The sequence below is a fragment of the Salinibacterium sp. G-O1 genome (assembly GCF_030063305.1).
In the GTDB taxonomy this organism is placed as follows: Bacteria; Actinomycetota; Actinomycetes; order Actinomycetales; family Microbacteriaceae; genus Rhodoglobus.
This window is the reverse complement of sequence record NZ_JASISV010000001.1, coordinates 807242-824698: the sequence shown is the minus strand read 5'-3', so window position 1 is coordinate 824698 and position 17457 is coordinate 807242. Positions and strand designations below refer to the sequence as shown.

Genomic DNA, 17457 nt, shown 5'->3' with positions numbered 1-17457 from the left:
AAAGCTGTCTGCCGTAGGAGGTGTCCCGTGAAGTGAGACAGGCAGTTGACCGCCGTTGCCGCTGGGCTCAGGCTCTAACTCAAGCAGGGTCGCTGTGTCGTGAGCCTGCATCGATCGCACAGAAAGGCGCGGCATGAGGCTTGTTGGAGCGCGACTCTCCCAGGGGAGCGATACGTTCGTCGCAGCGTTGACGACCAAGGACGGGGTGGACGCTGCACGAATCCTCACCGACCTCGAGACGTTCTGGGGGTCGCCGGCCGCCGCGCTTGCCAGCTACTCCTCCGAGGGCGGAAACGTAGTTCCGCTCGACCAGCTGCAGTTGGTGCCTCCCGTGTTGCCGGGAGCGCGAGTTATTTGCATCGGGCTCAACTACCTCGCCCACGTGCTCGAGGGAAGCTACAGCGATGCTGGCCTCCCGGAGTATCCGACACTCTTCGCGCGTTGGACCTCGTCTCTCACGGTGAGTGGCGCTCCCATCCCGGTGCCCTCCAACGAGGATGGCATCGATTGGGAGGGCGAAATCGCCGCCTACATTGGCATACCCCTCATCGATGCGGATGCCGATACGGCTCGCGCGGCAGTCATGGGGTATTCGGCGTTCAACGACGTGACCTCGCGCCGGGCGCAGAAACTTACGTCGCAGTGGATCCTCGGCAAGAACGGGGACAACAGCGGACCCCTGGGGCCTCTCGTGACTGTCGACGAAGTGGGAGACCTGCGCGACGGCCTGCGCGTGCAGACTCGTGTCAATGGTGAACAGGTCCAGGACGGCAACACCAAGAACATGATTTATGAACTGGGCGAGGTTCTTTCCCTTTTATCGCACAGCTTCACGCTCAATCCCGGGGACGTCATTTGCACGGGCACTCCGTCGGGCGTCGGTTACTCCCGCACCCCACCGTGGTTGCTGCAACCCGGCGACGTCGTTGAGGTCGAGATCGAACGCATCGGCACGATCAGCAATCCGGTCGTCGCGAACTCGTTCCGCAGCGAACGCTAGTTAGTCTGCGCGTTTGCCGGTGCCCCGGCAGGGACTCGACGCCCCACCGGCACGGCCGCCAAACCGCGCGGTTACGCGACGATGCAAGCCCACGGAATGCGCGATTCGTCGGAACCGGCACGGCAGAGACTCGATGCTCCGAGGTGCCACACCGGCGCACGGCGTCAAGCGGGCCGCGGGCGGCCCGCTTGCCACCGTGCCCCGGCAGGGACTCGAACCCTGACTGGGACGATTTTAAGTCGTCTGCCTCTGCCGATTGGGCTACCGGGGCTCACGGAGCGCCGGTAGTTTCCACCGGCGGCTCCGTTACTTCTCTGCTGCTGTCGTGTTCTTGGCTGCTGCAGTGCGCGGCTTGGCCGGGGCCTTCACCGCTGCCTTGGCAGGCGCTGCCTTGGCGGGAGCTGCCGCGACCTTGACCGGGGTCTTCACTGCTGCCTTGACCGGGGCTGCCGCAACTGCCGGCTTCGGGCGCGATGCGAATTCCTCAAACACGGCACGCGGCGTGGCGCGAGCACCGAGCTCGATCTGGTCGCGACCGAGGATCAAACCAAAGAACCAGTTGCCGAAGACGCGGATCTTGCGCTCCCACATCGGCATCGCGAGGCCGTGGTAACCACGGTGCATGACCCAGGCGGGAAGGCCCTTGATCGCGATGTTTCCGGACTGGAAGACACCGTTGCCCACGCCGAGGCCTGCGACGGCTCCCGCGTTCTTGTGGAAGTAGTCGTTCGGCAGCTCATCGCGCAGCACAGCAACCACGTTCTTAGCAAGGAGCTTCGCCTGGCGGACGGCGTGCTGCGCGTTGGGAACGCAGAACCCTGCGACGCCTCCACCGGTGAGGTCGGGGACGGCGCTGACGTCGCCAGCACCCCAGGCACCGTCGACGACACCGTCATCGTTGATGACGCGCATGTCGGCTTGCACGCGCAAGCGACCGCGCTCCTCGACAGGAAGGTCGGTGTTGCGCAGAACCGGGTTCGCCATGACGCCCGCGGTCCACACGATCAGGTCGGAGTCGAAGCTCTCACCGGTCGACAGCTCGATGTGTCCGCCGACGGCAGACGACAGCTGAGTGTCGAGGTGGATCTTGGCGCCACGCTCGGCGAGGTCCTTGATGACCCAAAGGCTCGTCTTGAGCGACACCTCGGGCATGATGCGGCCCATTGCCTCGATGAGGTGGAAGTGGGTGTCTTCGAAGCTCAGCGACGGGTAGAGCGGAAGCAGCGACGATGCGAGGCTGCGCAGCTCGGCGAACGTCTCGATGCCAGCAAACCCGCCACCGACGACCACGAAGGTCAACAGGCGGTCGCGCTCCGGGCCGGCTGGCAGGTTGGCTGCCTTGTCGAAGTTGGTGAGGAGTCGATCGCGAACCGCCATCGCCTCTTCGATGTTCTTCATGCCGATGGCCTCGTCAGCAACCCCGGGGATCGGGAAAGTGCGCGACACCGAGCCAGCGGTGATGATGATCACGTCGTACTCGAACTCCCACGCGTCGCCCACCTCGGGCGTAATCGTGGCGGTCTTGGTCGCGTGGTTGACGTTGGTCACCTTGGCGGTGATGACGTTCGTCTTCTTGAGGTGGCGGCGGTGAGGCACGACCGCGTGACGCGGTTCGATGGTGCCGGCAGCGACCTCTGGGAGGAACGGCTGGTAGGTCATGTAGGGCAGCGGGTCAACCATGGTGACCTCGGCTTCGCCGCGACGCAGCCACTTTTCGAGCTTGCGGGCAGTGTAGAAGCCGGCATAGCCGCCGCCGACGATCAAAATTTTTGGCACGAGTGGTGGGCTCCTGAAGGAAAAGTTTTGGGACAAAGTTCGCCCCCTAATCTACTCCGTATCGTGCGAGCGTCTGACCCGCTGAGCTCCGAGCACAATCACAGCGACGAATGTTCCGAGGAAAAACAGCACTACGGCCAGCGGAATCCCGACATTTCGAAGCAGCGAAACCGTCGGCAAAATTGTGCCGAGTGGGTTCTGCGGGCCCGCGATAACGGGAGTGTCGGGCGTGGGGGTGCTCGTCGTCGGCGCGCTCGGCTGCAGCGTCGGGGTGGGCACGGCGGCGCTGGGCGCGCGACGGTGAATGGTGATCCATTCGGCCAGGCTTCCCATGGGATTCTCAGACACGCGGGGAACCGACGCAGTCACCGCCGCCTTCGCGTCAATCAGCCCGTAGCCGTAGATCGCGTCGGCTCCACTAACCCCAGCATCTTTCGCGGTCTGCACGATGCGGTTGATGACGTTGTTGGCGTCGAGACCGGGATACGCGGCCCGCACCAGTGCGACGATTCCCGCGACAATCGGGGTCGCCCCGCTGGTGCCGCTCCATTTGACGTGCTGCCCACCCGGGATCACCCCGACCAACTGTTCGCTGGGCGCAGAGACGGCAATCGTGATGCCCTGCGACGATGCGTCGAAACTGGCCAGGCCGTTCATATCGACACCGCCGACCGTCAGCACGCCCGGCATGGTCGCCGGCGCGCCAACCTCCGTGGTTCCGCTGCCGCGGTTGCCTGCCGCCGCCACGATGACAACGTCGTGGTTCATCGCGTAGAGGAACGCGCTGTCCCAGCTCTCGGGCCAGTCGAGGGTGTTGCGGGTGAGCGACATGTTGATGACGTCTGCGCCGTTGTCGACAGCGAAGCGCACCGCCGCCGCGATCTGGTCGTCCGAGGTGGTGGCACCCTCCCCAAACCCGATCGAGATAGACAGGATGGATGCCGCGGGCGCGGAACCGATCACGCCGTCGAGGGCAGAGGTGCCCCGGCCAGCGGCGAGGGATGCGACCATCGTGCCGTGCTCGGGGCCGTCGGTTCCGACGGGCATCTGGCCGTTCGACGAACCGAGCCCCGAAAAGTCTGCTCCCCCGATAACCGCGCCAGCCAGCTCTGCGACGCTGCCGCTCACGCCCGTGTCGATGATGGCGATCGTCACGCCAGCCCCCTGCGTGGTGGCCCAGGCCGCCCGGATCCCATAGCTGTCCAGCCAGTACTGGTCGTTCCGAACGGCGTCAGCCGAGGCAGCCGAACCGCCGAAGAGAACGGATGCCGCGACCGCCGCGATTATCGCGACAGCTGGCCAGCGCCTGCTCATGTGTAGTCCCCGCACTGGCACACGTTCGGGCTCCATCCGGAGCGTTCCAGCGCGATGTCGCCGATCGGATTCACGCCGGGGCCCGCCGCGAGGCTGTGGCCGACCACCGCGTGCAGGCACTTGACGCGATCGGGCATGCCGCCGGCAGAGATTCCGTTGATCTCCTCGACGACCGCAAAGCTCTCCCGGTCGGCGATGTACGACTGATGTGCCGCGCGGTAGGCGTCGTGGATCTCGTCGTCGTCGAGCAGGCCGGCGAGCTCCGGCATCACTCCGTTGGCCTCGAGAGTCGAAACGGCCGCCGTCGCGGCTGGGTGCGTCAGGTAGTAGAACGTCGGAAACGGCGTGCCGTCGGTGAGTCGTGGCTTGGTCGAAACGACGGTGGGCGCGCCACACACGCAGCGCGCAGAAATGCCCACTACGTCGCGGGCGGGTCTGCCCAGTTGGAGGGAGACGATGCGAACGTCCTCATCCGTCGGGGCGTCAAACGGCGGCCTCACGGGGTCACCTCATCCGGCACGCCGAAAGCCGGGGCTTCGAGCTCGGCGGGCGTGGCATCCGTCAAACCGGCGGTGAAGATCGACGAGAGCAGCGTGCCCGCCCAGTCAACCTTTGTTGTCTGGATCTGGTCGCTGATAGGCATTCCGTCCGTCGTGGCCACGGGGCCGGCGTCACCGATCACGAGATAGCTGATCTCCCCCGGGAAAACGTAGAAGAGTCGCTCGCGGGCCTGCGACTTGATGTAGGCGGGGTCGCTCCAGCGGGCGACATTCTCGTTGAGGTCGTCGACGGACTGCTGCGCGTTATCGACATCCTGCTGCAGGGCCGCAATCTGCTGGCGCTGCTCAATGAACACGCGAAGATTCGGCGCGAGCACGATGACCGCGAGGATCAGCAGCGCCAACATGAGGAAAGTGAAACCAGATAGCCGGATGGTGCGCAGCCAGTGCTCGGGCGCGCTCTCTTCGGGAAGCGAGACCGCCACTCGAGTCGTTGTGCGCCTGGCCATGGGTTAGAGCTTAAACGATGTGACTGGCAAAGCCGTGCCGCAACGTGGCACTGCGCCACGAAAGGCGGGCGCAGCGACCAGAAGTCGCTGCGCCCGCCTTTCGATGAGAGTGCTTAGTTGCCGAACCTCGGGAAGGCGTCGCGACCGGCGTAAACCGCAGCGTCGCCGAGCTCCTCCTCGATGCGCAGCAGCTGGTTGTACTTCGCGACGCGGTCCGAACGTGCCGGCGCACCGGTCTTGATCTGGCCGGAGTCGGTCGCCACAGCCAGGTCGGCGATCGTGGTGTCTTCGGTCTCACCCGAACGGTGCGAGATGATCGCCTTGTAGCCGGCGCGCTGGGCCATGGCCACGGCATCCATCGTCTCGGTGAGGGTACCGATCTGGTTGACCTTGACGAGGATCGCGTTGGCGGCCTTCTCGTCGATGCCACGCTTGAGGCGGGTCGGGTTGGTCACGAACAGGTCGTCGCCGACGAGCTGCACCTTGTCGCCGAGCGCGGCGGTGAGGTGGGTGTAGCCAGCCCAGTCGTCTTCGTCCAGCGGGTCTTCGATGGTGGCCAGTGGGTAGTCGTTGACGAGGCCGACCCAGAACTCGGTGAGCTGTTCGCCGCTGAGCTGCTGCTTCTCGAACGAGTAGACGCCGTCCTTATAGAACTCCGTCGCGGCAACGTCCAGGCCGAGAGCGAAGTCCACCCCGGGCGTGAAGCCGGCGTTGGAGATGGCGTTGACGATGAAGTCGAGAGCGGCACGTGCGCCGGGAAGGTCGGGGGCGAATCCACCCTCGTCGCCGAGGGCGGTGTTCTGGCCGGCCTTCTTCAGCTCGGCCTTGAGTGCGTGGTAGACCTCGGTGCCCCACTGCAGCGCCTGGGTGAAGCTGTCTGCACCGATCGGCAGCACCATGAACTCCTGGATGTCCAGAGCGGTGTCGGCGTGAGCGCCACCGTTGATGATGTTCATCATCGGCACGGGCAGGGTGTGAGCGTTAGGTCCGCCGAGGTAGCGGAACAGCGGGAGGTCAGCGGAGTCTGCCGCGGCCTTCGCGACGGCGAGAGAAACACCGAGCAGCGCGTTCGCGCCGAGCTTTCCCTTGTTGTCGGTGCCGTCGAGCGCGATCATCTCGGCGTCGATCAGTCGCTGGTCTGCAGCGTCGAAGCCCTCGATGGCCGGGCCGAGCACGTCGAGAACCGAGTCGACTGCCTTCAGAACGCCTTTTCCGCCGTAGCGCTTGGCGTCGCCATCGCGCAGCTCGTATGCCTCAAATGCACCGGTGGATGCGCCGGATGGAACGGCGGCACGAGCCACGACTCCGTCTTCGAGCAAAACCTCGACCTCGATGGTCGGGTTGCCACGGGAGTCAAGAATTTCGCGAGCGCCAACTGCCTCGATCAAAGCCACGGGGATTCTCCTTCAGGGATGGGAACTATGGACGAAAGTGGTGGATGTCCGGTAGGAATCCTACTCGGGTGACGTGACGGCCACCCGGTCGGGGCCATCGTGCGCCCCTCGGCCAGCTCAGCCGATCGGCTTGAAATCGAGGTCGCTGTCGATCGACGACGCCGACACGTATGCGTACTGCTGGTAACCCTGCGCCTGGAGAGACTCCAGCAGCGGACGCATGTTTTTCGGGCGCGGCACGAGCGTGACCCTGCGCCCACGCGCGACGAGGGCCGTCTTGAGGGTGAGCAGGGCTGCCGGCGACAGGTCGGTGTCGTAGACGATGGCTGCGGCATCCACCTCGATTGAGCCCTCGAGTTCGACCAGGTCGACGAGGCGTTCGAACCCGAGCGAGAACCCGGCGGCGGGCACGTCTGTGCCGAGGAACCTGCCGATCATGCCGTCGTAGCGTCCGCCGCCACCCAGCGAATAGCCGAGGGTGGGGTGGGCGACCTCGAAGATCGCGCCCGTGTAGTAGCCCATGCCGCGCACCAGCCACGGGTCGAACTGCACGATGGGGGTTGAGTCGCCTCTGGCCTCGTCCACGGCGAGACCGATCGCTGCGAGCTCGGAGACGGCTGCCTCGTTCACGCCGTCGGGAAGCTGTGCACGGATCGAATCCTCGCCGAACGGCAGCTCCTCCATCGTCGTCGGGCGATCGAAGAACGCTTCGAGTGCGTCGACCGGGCCGGACGGGAAGCCGCGATTGCGCAGTTCGCTGATCACTCCGGCGTTGCCGAGCTTGTCGAGTTTGTCGATTGTGATCAGCACCGGCTCGTGCTCCTTGGCGGGGAAACCGAGCAACTCCAGCGCGCTGGCCAGAAGCCTGCGGTCGTTGATCCGGATGCTGCATCCACTCAGCCCGAGTGCATCGAGGGTCGCCGCGGTCGCCGAAATCAGCTCAACCTCGGCCATCGGCCCCGCCTCGCCGATGATGTCGATGTCGCACTGCATGAACTGGCGGTATCGCCCCTTCTGCGGGCGCTCGGCCCGCCAGACCGGTGCGATCTGGATCGAACGAAACGTCGTGGGTAACTCGGCACGGTGGCTCGCATAAAAACGCGCAAGCGGAACCGTCAGGTCGAAACGCAGACCCAGATCGGCAAGCTCGATGGACTCTGCCGCAGCCTTCAGGTCGTCGGTGGTGAGGGCGCGCCTCATCACGGCGAACGCCAGCTTCTCGTTGTCTCCCCCGAGGCCGGCGTGCAGCCTGTCGCTGTCTTCCATGACCGGAGTTTCGATCTCATCGAAGCCGTGAGAACGGTAGGTGTTGCGGATCACCGCCAGCACGCGCTCGCGCTGCGCCTTTTCTGCTGGCAGGAAGTCGCGCATCCCGCGCGGAGGATTCACCGATGATGCCATTGTTCGATTCTGTCGCACTTGCGGCGGCTGTCTGGTCGCCGAGACTGGCAATCTCCCCACCGAAGTACCCCGCACCCCCAGAACGGGGTACAATTTGTGCGCGGCAAAACGTCGTCAGGCTCCCGAAAGCCCGCCTCCAAGACAGGGAAGACACAGAACGCTTCTCGCGATAACGAATCGGTAGGTCGGGTAATCCTGCCGGTTCTGGGGTACGCCCGTTCCCCCGGTGCTTACACCTGGGTTGAACTACGCGCCCCGGTGCCCTCTCCATTCGGGTTGGGGAGGGCACCATCCCCCACTACTCAGAGGTGCCGATCACACCGGCGTCTGACGCGGTCTCGATCTCGAACTCGCGGATTTCCTCCTGCAGGCCGCGCAGAGCCGACCTCAGTGCCCGTTCGGAGTCGAGCCCATTGGCCTTGGCGGATGCCACGATCGCCAGCAGCAGCGGGCCGAGCTCGTCTTCGTCCTTAACGTTGACCGCTCCGGGCACGGTGGCATCGATGAGACCGACCTTGTGAGCGCGACCCAGCAGCTTGTCGGCGAGCGCGAGTGCTGGCATCCGCTGCGGAATTCCGTCGAGCACACTCGTGCGATGCGGTTTCTCGGTCTTCTTCAGGTCGTCCCAGACCGCCATCACATCGTCGGCGGTCTCGGCCACCGCGTCACCGAATACGTGCGGATGCCGCCCGATCATCTTCGCCGTCATGTGGGCGGCCACATCCTCGAGCGTGAATTTGCCGGCCTCCGCCGCGATATCTGAGTGGAAGACCACCTGATAGAGCACGTCGCCGAGCTCCTCGATGAGTTCGTCACTGTCACCAGTCTCGATGGCGTCGACGAGCTCCCACGTCTCTTCGATCAGATACTGCACGAGGGATTCGTGGGTCTGATCGCGATCCCAGGCGCACCCGCCCGGCGCCCGCAACCGCTGCAGCACCGCGACCAGTTCGTCGAGTTTCGGATTCGGCGGGCTCGTGGGCTCGGTCATGCGTCAAGTGTGGCACTGTCGCTAGGATCTCAAGTCAGGCACCTCGGGGAGGTGGACCCGCCGCTCCCCCGTAAGCGCCTCGCGAGGAAACCCGATGCAAACGATTGACGAGACGCGCGAGCTGAGCCCGAACGCAGAAACGTCCGCACGACCGGCGCTGTCATCGCCTGGGATGCAGTCGCGAATGCTGATGGTGACGCTGGCCGTGATCGACATCCTGTTCATCGTCGCCAATGTGCTGCACTGGCGGATCGGGGACGGCGACCCGGTGTTTTCAAACCCCGCCTGGGACGGTGACATCGACCAGTCGTTCATCGAGAGTTTCGGCTACATCCTGATTGTCAGCGCCATCGTGGGGCTGACATTCCTGGCCGTTCGGCGACGATCATTCGTGCTGGGGGTCTGGATTCTCATCCAGCTCGCGCTGGTCTCCGACGACCTGTTCATGATCCACGAGCGCGGCGGGGAGCTCTTCGTCGGGCTCGGGCTCGGCGGCGGGTTCGGTCTTCGCGCGCAGGACGTTGGCGAGCTCGCCGTCTGGGGCGCCATGATCGTGCCGCTCGGCATCTTGCTGCTGATCGCGCATTTCACCGCGTCGGCCCAGGATCGGCGCGATTCGCTCACGCTGTTCCTGCTGACCGGTGTGCTGGCGATGTTCGCCGTGGTTCTGGATGCCGTCAGTCATCCCCTGAGCGCGGTGTTGCCGTCGCAGGTGGGCACCGGCCTTACCCTGCTGGAGACCGCCGGGGAGCTGGTGGCAATGTCTCTCATCGCCGTCGCTGTGCACAGGATGACGCTCGGCCTCACCCTGCGCGGCGACAGGACGGTGGAGTAGCCGCCCTATTCGACGATGTGGTCGTCCTTGTGGCGGGCAAGCATGGCGCCGTAACGCTCGGTGAGCTGGACGAGCAGGTCCGGTGTGGAGCGGTCGAGTCCGAAGACGTAGCCGGGGAAGTCGAGGTCTTTCTGGATCGCCCAGATCTCGTCGTGCCGGTCAGGCGACAGGATCTGCGCAGGGTCACCGACGGCGACCCATCCGATGGGCACTGTCGAGTTCTCGGGTAGCTCGGTGCGCAGGTGAACGACGGCGTTGATGCGCACCTCGCTGTGCGACCCGATGTGGGCTCCGTTGAAGATGCGGGCGCCCGTCGCGATGAACACCTCGTCGCTGATGGTCGCTCCGGAGATCGATGAGAGCGGCCCGATCAGGCAGTGGTCACCGATGTGCACCGGGTCTGCTGCGCTGGAGCGGATAACGGCCTGCTCCATGACGATGACCGACTCGCCGATGGTGATGCTGCCGCCCTCTGCGGTGATGACCGCTCCGTGAAGCACCTGGGATTCGGCGCCGATCGTCACGTCCCCGCTGATCACAGCGGTGGACGCCACCACTGCGCTCGGGTGGATCTTTGGTGCGGCTCCGCGGTGTTCCACAATCACGGTGTCAATGTACACCCGGGGGTCGCGGGCGACAGGCGCGGCACTCAGCTCACCGCGGCTTGCACGGCGCTGCCCGCGCTCGGCCAGCTCACGCACCGCGCTGCCCGCGCTCGGTCAGCTCACGCATGGCGCGGCTCTTCGTCGGCATCGGGATTCGCTCGCGGGCATCACCCGCCGACGCTGGAGGCAGCAACCAATATTCGCCACCTGTTCGCTCGATCTCCCAGCCGTTGTTGTGCACCAGCAGGTGGTGATGTCGGCAGAGCAGCATTCCATCTTTGACGGAGGTGCTGCCGTGATCTCGATCCCAGTGTCGGATGTGGTGCGCCTCGGTCCAGGATGGCGGCCGGTCACAGCCGGGGAATCTGCATCCACCGTCCCGTGCGGCGAGCGCGACCCGCTGCGCTGGACTGTGCAAGCGCTGCTTGCGGCCGAGCTCGAGTGGTTGGCCAGAGGAATCCACTCGGATGGTGAGCGTTGTGCCTGCGCACGCGAGACGCACGACCGACTCGATGGAGATCGGGTCGGCCTGCCCTTCGATGAACCCATGCGTGGCGTCGGAGTGCACCAGCACCCGGATGGAGGGAGCCCCAGACCCGAGCAACTGGCTGTCGTCGGCGTCGGCCCCCTGCCGAAGCAGTTGAAGGAACACGTCGGATGCCAGCTGCTCGGTGGTGCGATCGTCGTCAGCAATGTTCTGTGCCTGCTCTTCATCCACGAACCGAGGTCCACCACGGCGCGGCGAGGTGGCCCGGTCGTAGAGGTCGACGACGATAGCGGCAGTCTCCGGATCGAACCTCCAAACCAGTTCGCCCGAACCATCGGCGTGGGTGCGGACCTTGAGGCTGCGACGGGCTCGGCGTTCGGCCTCCCGGTCGGCAATGCCCTGTTCATCGAGCTGGTCGCGCAGTTCGCGAGCTCGACGGAAGAGTCGATCCGGGTCGAGAGTTGCCGCTTCGCCACAGAGTCGAGTGGCGGCGTCGGCGAGCATCGATGGCGTCACCTCGCCTTTCGGCGTGCCAAGACCCGAGCGGATCGCGTCGGCGGACGCCACCGGGAGCAACCCGGCCGTGATCGCTTCCGAGAGTGGGAGCAGCCAGGGTTCGATGGGCTCGGTCGAGTCCGTGGCCTCTCGCACCATGCGCCCCACCCGAACTGCGGTCGACGCCTCGCGCGCGGTCGAGCGGGTGGACACGCGGATGAGCTCCTCCGGCGTGCGGTAACCGGAACGTTGAGCGAGCCCGCTGTGCCCGAGGGAGGGCGCTGAGCGGTGAGCGATCTCCCCCGCCAGAACGACGGCATGGGCATCCACCAATTGACGCTGGATGCTGGCCAGACGGTTCAGCTCAAGCAACGCCGAATCGTCGAGCGCTCGATAGTCTGCGGCGTTCTTCGACACCCGCGCGAGCACGTCGACCGCCGCCATGAAGGCTGCGGTGAGGGTGTCGGTGGGGGTCATAAAGCAATTTTCCCACGTCGAACATACGTTCGAAAGGGAGCGTCGGCGTGTCTCGACAACTTTTCAAAATGGGCCCTGTGGAGGAGAGGAGGGCGTCACTCCGCCGGGCATCCGAGCCCCTGAATCACCCGCGCCCAGTAGTTGACCTGGGCGGAGGTCGTGGCGAGCACGACCAGCTCCCGTGGCGAGAACATCGCCGTGAGTTCGGCCCCATATTCCGGGGTGAAGTTGAGCGGCGTCTCCGATGCCCGGCGCGCGTACTCGATCGCCATCCGTTCCAGCGGGCTAAAGATGTCGAGCGGTGCGAGCCCCTGAACCGCCGCGAGCTCCTCCGGCGTCATCAGCTTCTCCCAGCCCTCGGAATTCAGCCCCACACAGAACGGGCACGACACCGCGAACGACACCGCCATGCGCACCAGTTTGAGAGTGCGATCGGTGAGGCGACCGTCGTCGTGAGCAACGAGCGATTCGAGAACGGCCGAGCCGATGGCGGCCTTCGGATACCACGCCAGAAGTTGGGCCGGCAGCAGCGCTGTGCCGGTGCGACGCTGCGCGATGCGCAAACCCCAGCGCAGATAGAAGGGCATGCGGGGAGGCGGGCTGAGGTACGCACTCGTGCTCATACCTGCCATCATGCGACACTTCTGTGGGCCGGCCCGCCCGGTTCGACCTGTCAGACTCGTGGCATGCCCCGACGTTTCCACCCAGGAGTTCTCGTCCTGCTCACCCTCGTCGCGATTGTCGTCGCGGTGCTGATCGGCCGTTTCACGGGCGTTGGCGAGACCGGTACACCCGGGACGTCACCCCAGCCGAGCACCGCGCCCGTCGCCGAGACGGCGGCGGGTGGCATCCCGAGCGGCGCCACCGAGGCGACCGTGGAGTATGTGCACGACGGCGACACCCTTTTCCTCACCGACGGTCGCAAGGTGAGGATGCTCGGCATCAACACTCCCGAGATCGGCGACAGGCTCGAGTGCTACGGCGACGAATCCACCGCCCTGCTGCGACAACTCCTCCCCGAGGGCACTCACGTCTGGGTTCTCCCCGACCTTGAGCCGCTGGACCAATACGGTCGGTCGTTGCTGTTTATCTACACGGATGACGCGACGAACATCAATCTCGAACTGCTCAGGCAGGGCGCCGCCGAGGTCGAGATGTACAGCCCCAACCTGCTCTTCCAGGCCGAGATCGAGGCGACCGAACGCGCCGCAATCGACGCCGGAGCCGGCATGTGGGGAGCCTGCTGAGCGACGCCGCTGTCTCACGCCCCTGCAACACTGGGGTGTGACCGATACGCGAACCGCTGCCCTGGCCATCCTGCGCACCCTGGTCGGGCGCGACGACGCCGACTTTCACGAGGGGCAGTTCGAGGCGATCAGCGCACTCGTCGACGATGCGAGCCGTGCCCTCGTGGTGCAGCGCACCGGATGGGGCAAGTCCGCGGTCTACTTCGTGGCGACCCTGTTGCTGCGCCAGCGCGGGGCGGGGCCGACGATCCTGGTGTCGCCGCTGCTGGCGCTCATGCGCGATCAGATCGCCGCGGCATCCCGAGCGGGCGTGCGCGCGGTGGCGATCAACTCGACCAACCCGCACGAGTGGGCCGAGATTCAGCAACGGCTTCGGGATGACTCGGTGGATGTGCTGCTCGTCAGCCCGGAGCGGCTCAACAATCCCGCGTTTCGTGAAACGCAGTTACCAGCACTCGTCGGGCGTACGGGCATGCTCGTGGTCGATGAGGCGCACTGCATCAGCGACTGGGGTCACGACTTTAGGCCCGACTACCGCCGGCTACGCGACCTGATCGCGGAGCTACCCGCCGGAGTGCCGGTGCTCGCAACGACGGCGACCGCGAACTCGCGCGTGGTGGCGGATGTCGCGGCGCAGCTGGGCTCCTCCGACACCGTGCGCACGATCCGCGGCCCGCTCGCCCGCCGCTCACTGCGGCTCGGGGTGCTGCGGCTGCCGGACGCCGCCGCGCGCCTGGCGTGGCTGCTGACCTACCTCGGCGACCTGCCCGGCAGCGGCATCATCTACACGCTCACCGTCAGCGCCGCCGAGGACACTGCGCGGCTGCTGCGCGATGCGGGCCACGACGTGCGCGCGTACACCGGCCAGACCGACACCGCCGAGCGCCAGGACGCCGAGCAGGCGCTCAAGCGCAACGAGGTCAAGGCGCTGGTCGCCACCAGCGCGCTGGGCATGGGTTTCGACAAGCCCGACCTCGGGTTTGTGCTGCATTTGGGCGCTCCATCCTCTCCGGTTGCGTACTACCAGCAAGTGGGCCGTGCCGGCCGCGCGACAGAGAACGCCGACGTCTTGCTTCTGCCCGGCCCGGAGGACGAGGCGATCTGGCACTACTTCGCCACGGCATCCATGCCCAGCCAGGAGCGGGCGGAGGCGGTGCTCGCCGAGCTCAGCGACCAGCCACTCAGCACCCCGGCGCTGGAGGCGCGCGTCAACATCAAGCGCACCCCGCTCGAGCTGCTGCTGAAGGTGCTCGACGTCGACGGGGCCGTGCAGAAGGTGCAGGGCGGATGGGTGTCCACCGGCCGCCCGTGGACGTACGACCGCGAGCGCTACGAGAACATCGCCACGGAACGCAAGGCCGAGCAGCAGCACATGCTCGACTACGAGAACCTTCCGGCCGGGGCATCCGGTTGCCGCATGGAGTTTCTGCAGCGCTCCCTCGACGACGAGACCGCCACCCCGTGCGGGCGCTGCGACAACTGCGCGGGCGCGTGGTTCGCGTCAGATCTCGGGGTGGATGCCACGGCGCAGGCCGCGTCGTCGCTTGACCGTGTCGGGGTGCCGATCGACCCGCGCGCGCAGTGGCCCACCGGATCCGCGGTCGCCCGCGGCAACATCCCGCCCGCCGAGCGGATGCTGGAGGGCCGGGCGCTCGCCCGTCTCACCGACCTCGGCTGGGGCGGCACGCTGCGCTCGGTGTTCGCCGTCGATGCCCCGGATGCGCCCGCATCCCCCGCGATGCTCGCCGCGTGCGTGCGCGTGCTCGCGGACTGGGGCTGGGCCGAGCGCCCGGTCGGCGTCGTGGCGATGCCGTCGCGCAGCCATCCGCAGCTCATAGACTCGGTCGCCCGCGGCCTTGCCGCCGCCGGCCGTTTGGACTACCTCGGCTCGCTCGAGTACGCCGCCGCCCCTCAGGGTGGGCCGGGCGGCAACAGCGCGTTCCGCCTGGCGCAGGTGTTCGACGCCTTCACGGTGCCGTTCGCGCTTCCCGCCGGGCCGGTACTCCTGGTGGATGACCTGGCCGACAGCCGCTGGACGCTGACCGTCGCATCACGGACGCTGCTGCGCGCGGGTGCGGGCGGCGTGCTGCCGTTCACGCTGGCGCTGCGGTAGCCGGGGCGCCCACCGCGCCCCCTCGGCGCCCCCTCGGCTCGTCCACCGCGCCCCCTGGGCGCGAGCGCGCCCGTGCGCACAGCCGCCCTCGCGCCAAACGGGCGCGCTCGCCGGACGCGAGCCCCAAGCACCCCCGAAGAGGCGACTATCTCTCACGTAAACGTCGCGGTAGCGTCGCAGCTAAGGCGGCGTTTCGGCTGCCTACTCTCGGGGGAGAACACATGTCTGCAGGTCATTCTGCTGTCACCGAGGCTGCACGCTACCGCCTCGAAGCTGAGCAGTACGAATTTCAGGCGTCGAAGGCCCGTGAGATGCACCGCAACTATATGGCTGCGGCATCCACGGAGAGGCGTCTCGGAGAGATGCTCACGCCGCTCGAAGACCAGGGTTTTCATCTACTGACCGATCGGTCGTGGCCAGGCTCGACCCGAGCGCAGGTCGACTTCGTGCTGGTTGGACCCTCCGGCGTGTTCGTGGTCGACGCAAAATCATGGACGGATGTCTCGGTGCAATCCGATCGAGTGTTTCAGGGGCAGGCTGACGTCACGGACCGCTTTGACAACATCGCCAGCCTCGCGCCCGGTGTCGAGGCCGCTCTCGCCGAGGTGGGACTTCCCGCTGGCGAGGTGCGCACCGTCGCCGTCTTCATGAACAAGCGAGGCATCCAGGGCCGCGTCGGCGGCGTGGATCTGATCGGGGAGGATGCCGCGCCGAGCTTTTTCCTCAAACGCGGCGGTCGTCTGAGCTCGTCCCAGGTCGACGCTGCACTGGCTGCAGTCGAGAGTCACTTCCCGCTCTACGTCACCCGCGAGCAGCCGTTCGAAACAACGCTCTCCGCGCCGGTGATCCCGATCAGCCTCGACGACGCCCTCATCACCGTCGAAAGTATCGAGAATGCGCTCCTCGCGGGAATTCTGGCGAAGCCGATTGAAGAATGGATGGCGTTCCTTCACCCTGACCAGGCTCGGCTGGCCCGCCGATCATTCAACGGGCCATCCCGAATTCGGGGAGCAGCCGGCACCGGGAAAACGGTGGTGGGCCTTCACCGCGCTGCCTTCATCGCTCGCACCAGACCGGGCAAGGTGTTGGTCACGACTTTCGTGAAGACCCTGCCGGCCGTTTTGAACTCGCTTACCGAGCGGATGGCCCCGGAGGTTGCCGACCGTATCGAGTTCTCAGGCATCCACGGGTTCGCACTGAAACTACTGCGGAGCAGGGGCGTCAAGGTCAACGTCGATGGGAAGAAGGCGGATCTGGCGTTTGCGAGCGCCTGGCGATCCGTTGGCCTGAAGAGCGAACTCGCTCGGCTGGATAAGGACGTGGACTACTGGAAAGAGGAGATCGTCAGCGTCCTTAAGGGCCGTGGGCTGACCGACTTCGAGCAGTATGCAGGCCTCGCCAGGGTGGGCCGCCGGAAGAGGCTCACCACACCGCACCGCATCGCGGTGTGGGACCTATATTGCGCCTACACCGCCGAACTACGCTCGCGCGATATCCACGATTTCGCCGACGTGATACTTCTCGCTGAACAATCCCTGAAGGCACGCCCGCTCGAGGGATACAGCGCGATCGTGATCGACGAAGCACAAGATCTAACATGCGCGATGATCCGGATGCTTCATTCCATTGTCGGGGACCGGCCAGACGGCCTGAATCTCATCGGCGACGGGCAACAAACTATCTACCCGGGTGGGTTCACGCTGGCGGAGGCGAACGTCTCCATCGCTGGTCGCGGCGTCATCATGACGAAGAATTACCGCAACACCTGCGAGATTGTGGAGTTCGCAGCGAGCCTCGTGGCCGGTGATGAATTTCTGGACATTGAGGGCGCCAGCTCCATTGGCGATAAGCACGGTGAAATCGTTCGTCATGGCGCAACGCCATCGATTAACCACTTCGTATCACGGTCACTCCACGACGTTTCGGTCGTGCAGCATGTTCGCCACCTGATCGACTCGGGCACATCCCCCGGAGATATCGGAGTACTGGCCGCAACCAACTGGGTCGCGCAGGAGATGTCGAAGGCCCTCGCCGCCGCAGGGGTGCGGTCAATCGACCTTCTCGAGTACACCGGACGATCCAGCGACGCGGTGAAGGTGGGTACCATCAAACGCGCCAAAGGTCTGGAGTTCAAGCAGGTACTGGTCGTGCGCACAGCAAGACATCTTCTCGACGCAGCCACCGGCAACGTGGACACCTCGGACTTCGAGAAGCGCGAGCTCGATCGGCGAGAACTGTATGTCGCGATGACGCGAGCGCGGGATGGACTGTGGGTGGGGGTGGCCTAGCGCGGTTCACTGGCTATTCGCGTGA

The 17457-nt window shown here is 65.8% G+C and carries 15 protein-coding genes and 1 tRNA gene; 5 read left to right on the top strand and 11 right to left on the bottom strand.

Translation table 11 applies throughout. From position 1 onward, the window contains the following. Positions 1 to 133 precede the first annotated feature (133 nt). Positions 134 to 1000, top strand: coding sequence for a fumarylacetoacetate hydrolase family protein (locus QMG83_RS04030; RefSeq protein WP_283504054.1), 867 nt, complete (start codon positions 134 to 136; stop codon positions 998 to 1000). A gap of 197 nt (positions 1001 to 1197) precedes the next feature. Here QMG83_RS04030 and QMG83_RS04025 read toward each other — a convergent pair. From QMG83_RS04025 to QMG83_RS03990, 8 genes are all read right to left on the bottom strand, one after another. Next, positions 1198 to 1271, bottom strand: a tRNA-Leu gene (locus tag QMG83_RS04025). Between the two features lie 35 nt (positions 1272 to 1306). Beyond that, the gene (locus QMG83_RS04020; protein WP_283504053.1) at positions 1307 to 2776 is read right to left on the bottom strand and encodes an NAD(P)/FAD-dependent oxidoreductase; all 1470 of its coding nucleotides are present in this window, start codon (positions 2774 to 2776) and stop codon (positions 1307 to 1309) included. A 51-nt stretch (positions 2777 to 2827) separates the two neighbouring features. Continuing rightward, positions 2828 to 4090, bottom strand: coding sequence for a S8 family serine peptidase (locus QMG83_RS04015; protein ID WP_283504052.1), 1263 nt, complete (start codon positions 4088 to 4090; stop codon positions 2828 to 2830). Then, on the bottom strand, positions 4087 to 4590 hold the full coding sequence (locus QMG83_RS04010; RefSeq protein ID WP_283504051.1) for a DUF501 domain-containing protein: 504 nt from the start codon (positions 4588 to 4590) through the stop codon (positions 4087 to 4089). Before QMG83_RS04010 ends, QMG83_RS04015 begins: the two co-directional genes overlap by 4 nt. Further along, on the bottom strand, positions 4587 to 5099 hold the full coding sequence (locus QMG83_RS04005) for an FtsB family cell division protein (RefSeq protein ID WP_283504050.1): 513 nt from the start codon (positions 5097 to 5099) through the stop codon (positions 4587 to 4589). The genes QMG83_RS04010 and QMG83_RS04005 overlap by 4 nt, the downstream gene beginning before the upstream one ends. 113 nt (positions 5100 to 5212) lie before the next feature. Then, the gene (eno, locus tag QMG83_RS04000) at positions 5213 to 6493 is read right to left on the bottom strand and encodes a phosphopyruvate hydratase (RefSeq protein ID WP_283504049.1); all 1281 of its coding nucleotides are present in this window, start codon (positions 6491 to 6493) and stop codon (positions 5213 to 5215) included. 117 nt (positions 6494 to 6610) lie between these two features. Beyond that, a complete protein-coding gene (hisS, locus tag QMG83_RS03995) occupies positions 6611 to 7894 on the bottom strand; it encodes a histidine--tRNA ligase (RefSeq protein WP_283504048.1) in 1284 nt (427 codons plus the stop codon). Between the two features lie 298 nt (positions 7895 to 8192). Next, on the bottom strand, positions 8193 to 8885 hold the full coding sequence (locus QMG83_RS03990; RefSeq protein WP_283504047.1) for a nucleoside triphosphate pyrophosphohydrolase: 693 nt from the start codon (positions 8883 to 8885) through the stop codon (positions 8193 to 8195). A 94-nt stretch (positions 8886 to 8979) separates the two neighbouring features. On the opposite strand from QMG83_RS03990, the gene QMG83_RS03985 reads away from it, so the two are divergent. Next, the gene (locus QMG83_RS03985) at positions 8980 to 9720 is read left to right on the top strand and encodes a DUF8692 domain-containing protein (protein WP_283504046.1); all 741 of its coding nucleotides are present in this window, start codon (positions 8980 to 8982) and stop codon (positions 9718 to 9720) included. A 5-nt stretch (positions 9721 to 9725) separates the two neighbouring features. Here QMG83_RS03985 and QMG83_RS03980 read toward each other — a convergent pair whose 3' ends face one another. The 3 genes from QMG83_RS03980 to QMG83_RS03970 form a co-directional block, all read right to left on the bottom strand. Beyond that, on the bottom strand, positions 9726 to 10325 hold the full coding sequence (locus QMG83_RS03980; protein WP_283504045.1) for a gamma carbonic anhydrase family protein: 600 nt from the start codon (positions 10323 to 10325) through the stop codon (positions 9726 to 9728). Between the two features lie 88 nt (positions 10326 to 10413). After that, positions 10414 to 11784: an HNH endonuclease signature motif containing protein gene (locus QMG83_RS03975; RefSeq protein WP_283504044.1), complete on the bottom strand. Its 1371-nt coding sequence runs from the start codon at positions 11782 to 11784 to the stop codon at positions 10414 to 10416. A 95-nt stretch (positions 11785 to 11879) separates the two neighbouring features. Continuing rightward, entirely contained in the window at positions 11880 to 12407 is a 528-nt protein-coding gene (locus QMG83_RS03970; RefSeq protein ID WP_283504043.1) for a carboxymuconolactone decarboxylase family protein, read from the bottom strand. Positions 12408 to 12470: 63 nt separating this feature from the next. Between QMG83_RS03970 and QMG83_RS03965 the strand changes: the two genes are divergently transcribed. From QMG83_RS03965 to QMG83_RS03955, 3 genes are all read left to right on the top strand, one after another. Next, positions 12471 to 13031, top strand: a complete 561-nt coding sequence (locus QMG83_RS03965; RefSeq protein WP_283504042.1) for a thermonuclease family protein — start codon at positions 12471 to 12473, stop codon at positions 13029 to 13031. Positions 13032 to 13068: 37 nt separating this feature from the next. Beyond that, entirely contained in the window at positions 13069 to 15144 is a 2076-nt protein-coding gene (locus QMG83_RS03960; protein ID WP_283504041.1) for a RecQ family ATP-dependent DNA helicase, read from the top strand. Between the two features lie 221 nt (positions 15145 to 15365). Beyond that, positions 15366 to 17432 carry a nuclease-related domain-containing DEAD/DEAH box helicase gene (locus tag QMG83_RS03955; protein ID WP_283504040.1) on the top strand — a complete coding sequence of 689 codons (2067 nt, stop codon included), beginning with the start codon at positions 15366 to 15368 and terminating at the stop codon, positions 17430 to 17432. The last annotated feature ends 25 nt before the right edge of the window (positions 17433 to 17457 follow it).

Coding starts and splice junctions, on each gene's coding strand:
- QMG83_RS04030 (WP_283504054.1), top strand. CDS start 134: ATGAGGCTTGTTGGAGCGCGACTCTCCCAGGGGAGCGATACGTTCGTC.
- QMG83_RS04015 (WP_283504052.1), bottom strand. CDS start 4,090: ATGAGCAGGCGCTGGCCAGCTGTCGCGATAATCGCGGCGGTCGCGGCA.
- QMG83_RS04005 (WP_283504050.1), bottom strand. CDS start 5,099: ATGGCCAGGCGCACAACGACTCGAGTGGCGGTCTCGCTTCCCGAAGAG.
- hisS (WP_283504048.1), bottom strand. CDS start 7,894: ATGGCATCATCGGTGAATCCTCCGCGCGGGATGCGCGACTTCCTGCCA.
- QMG83_RS03990 (WP_283504047.1), bottom strand. CDS start 8,885: ATGACCGAGCCCACGAGCCCGCCGAATCCGAAACTCGACGAACTGGTC.
- QMG83_RS03985 (WP_283504046.1), top strand. CDS start 8,980: ATGCAAACGATTGACGAGACGCGCGAGCTGAGCCCGAACGCAGAAACG.
- QMG83_RS03975 (WP_283504044.1), bottom strand. CDS start 11,784: ATGACCCCCACCGACACCCTCACCGCAGCCTTCATGGCGGCGGTCGAC.
- QMG83_RS03970 (WP_283504043.1), bottom strand. CDS start 12,407: ATGAGCACGAGTGCGTACCTCAGCCCGCCTCCCCGCATGCCCTTCTAT.
- QMG83_RS03965 (WP_283504042.1), top strand. CDS start 12,471: ATGCCCCGACGTTTCCACCCAGGAGTTCTCGTCCTGCTCACCCTCGTC.
- QMG83_RS03955 (WP_283504040.1), top strand. CDS start 15,366: ATGTCTGCAGGTCATTCTGCTGTCACCGAGGCTGCACGCTACCGCCTC.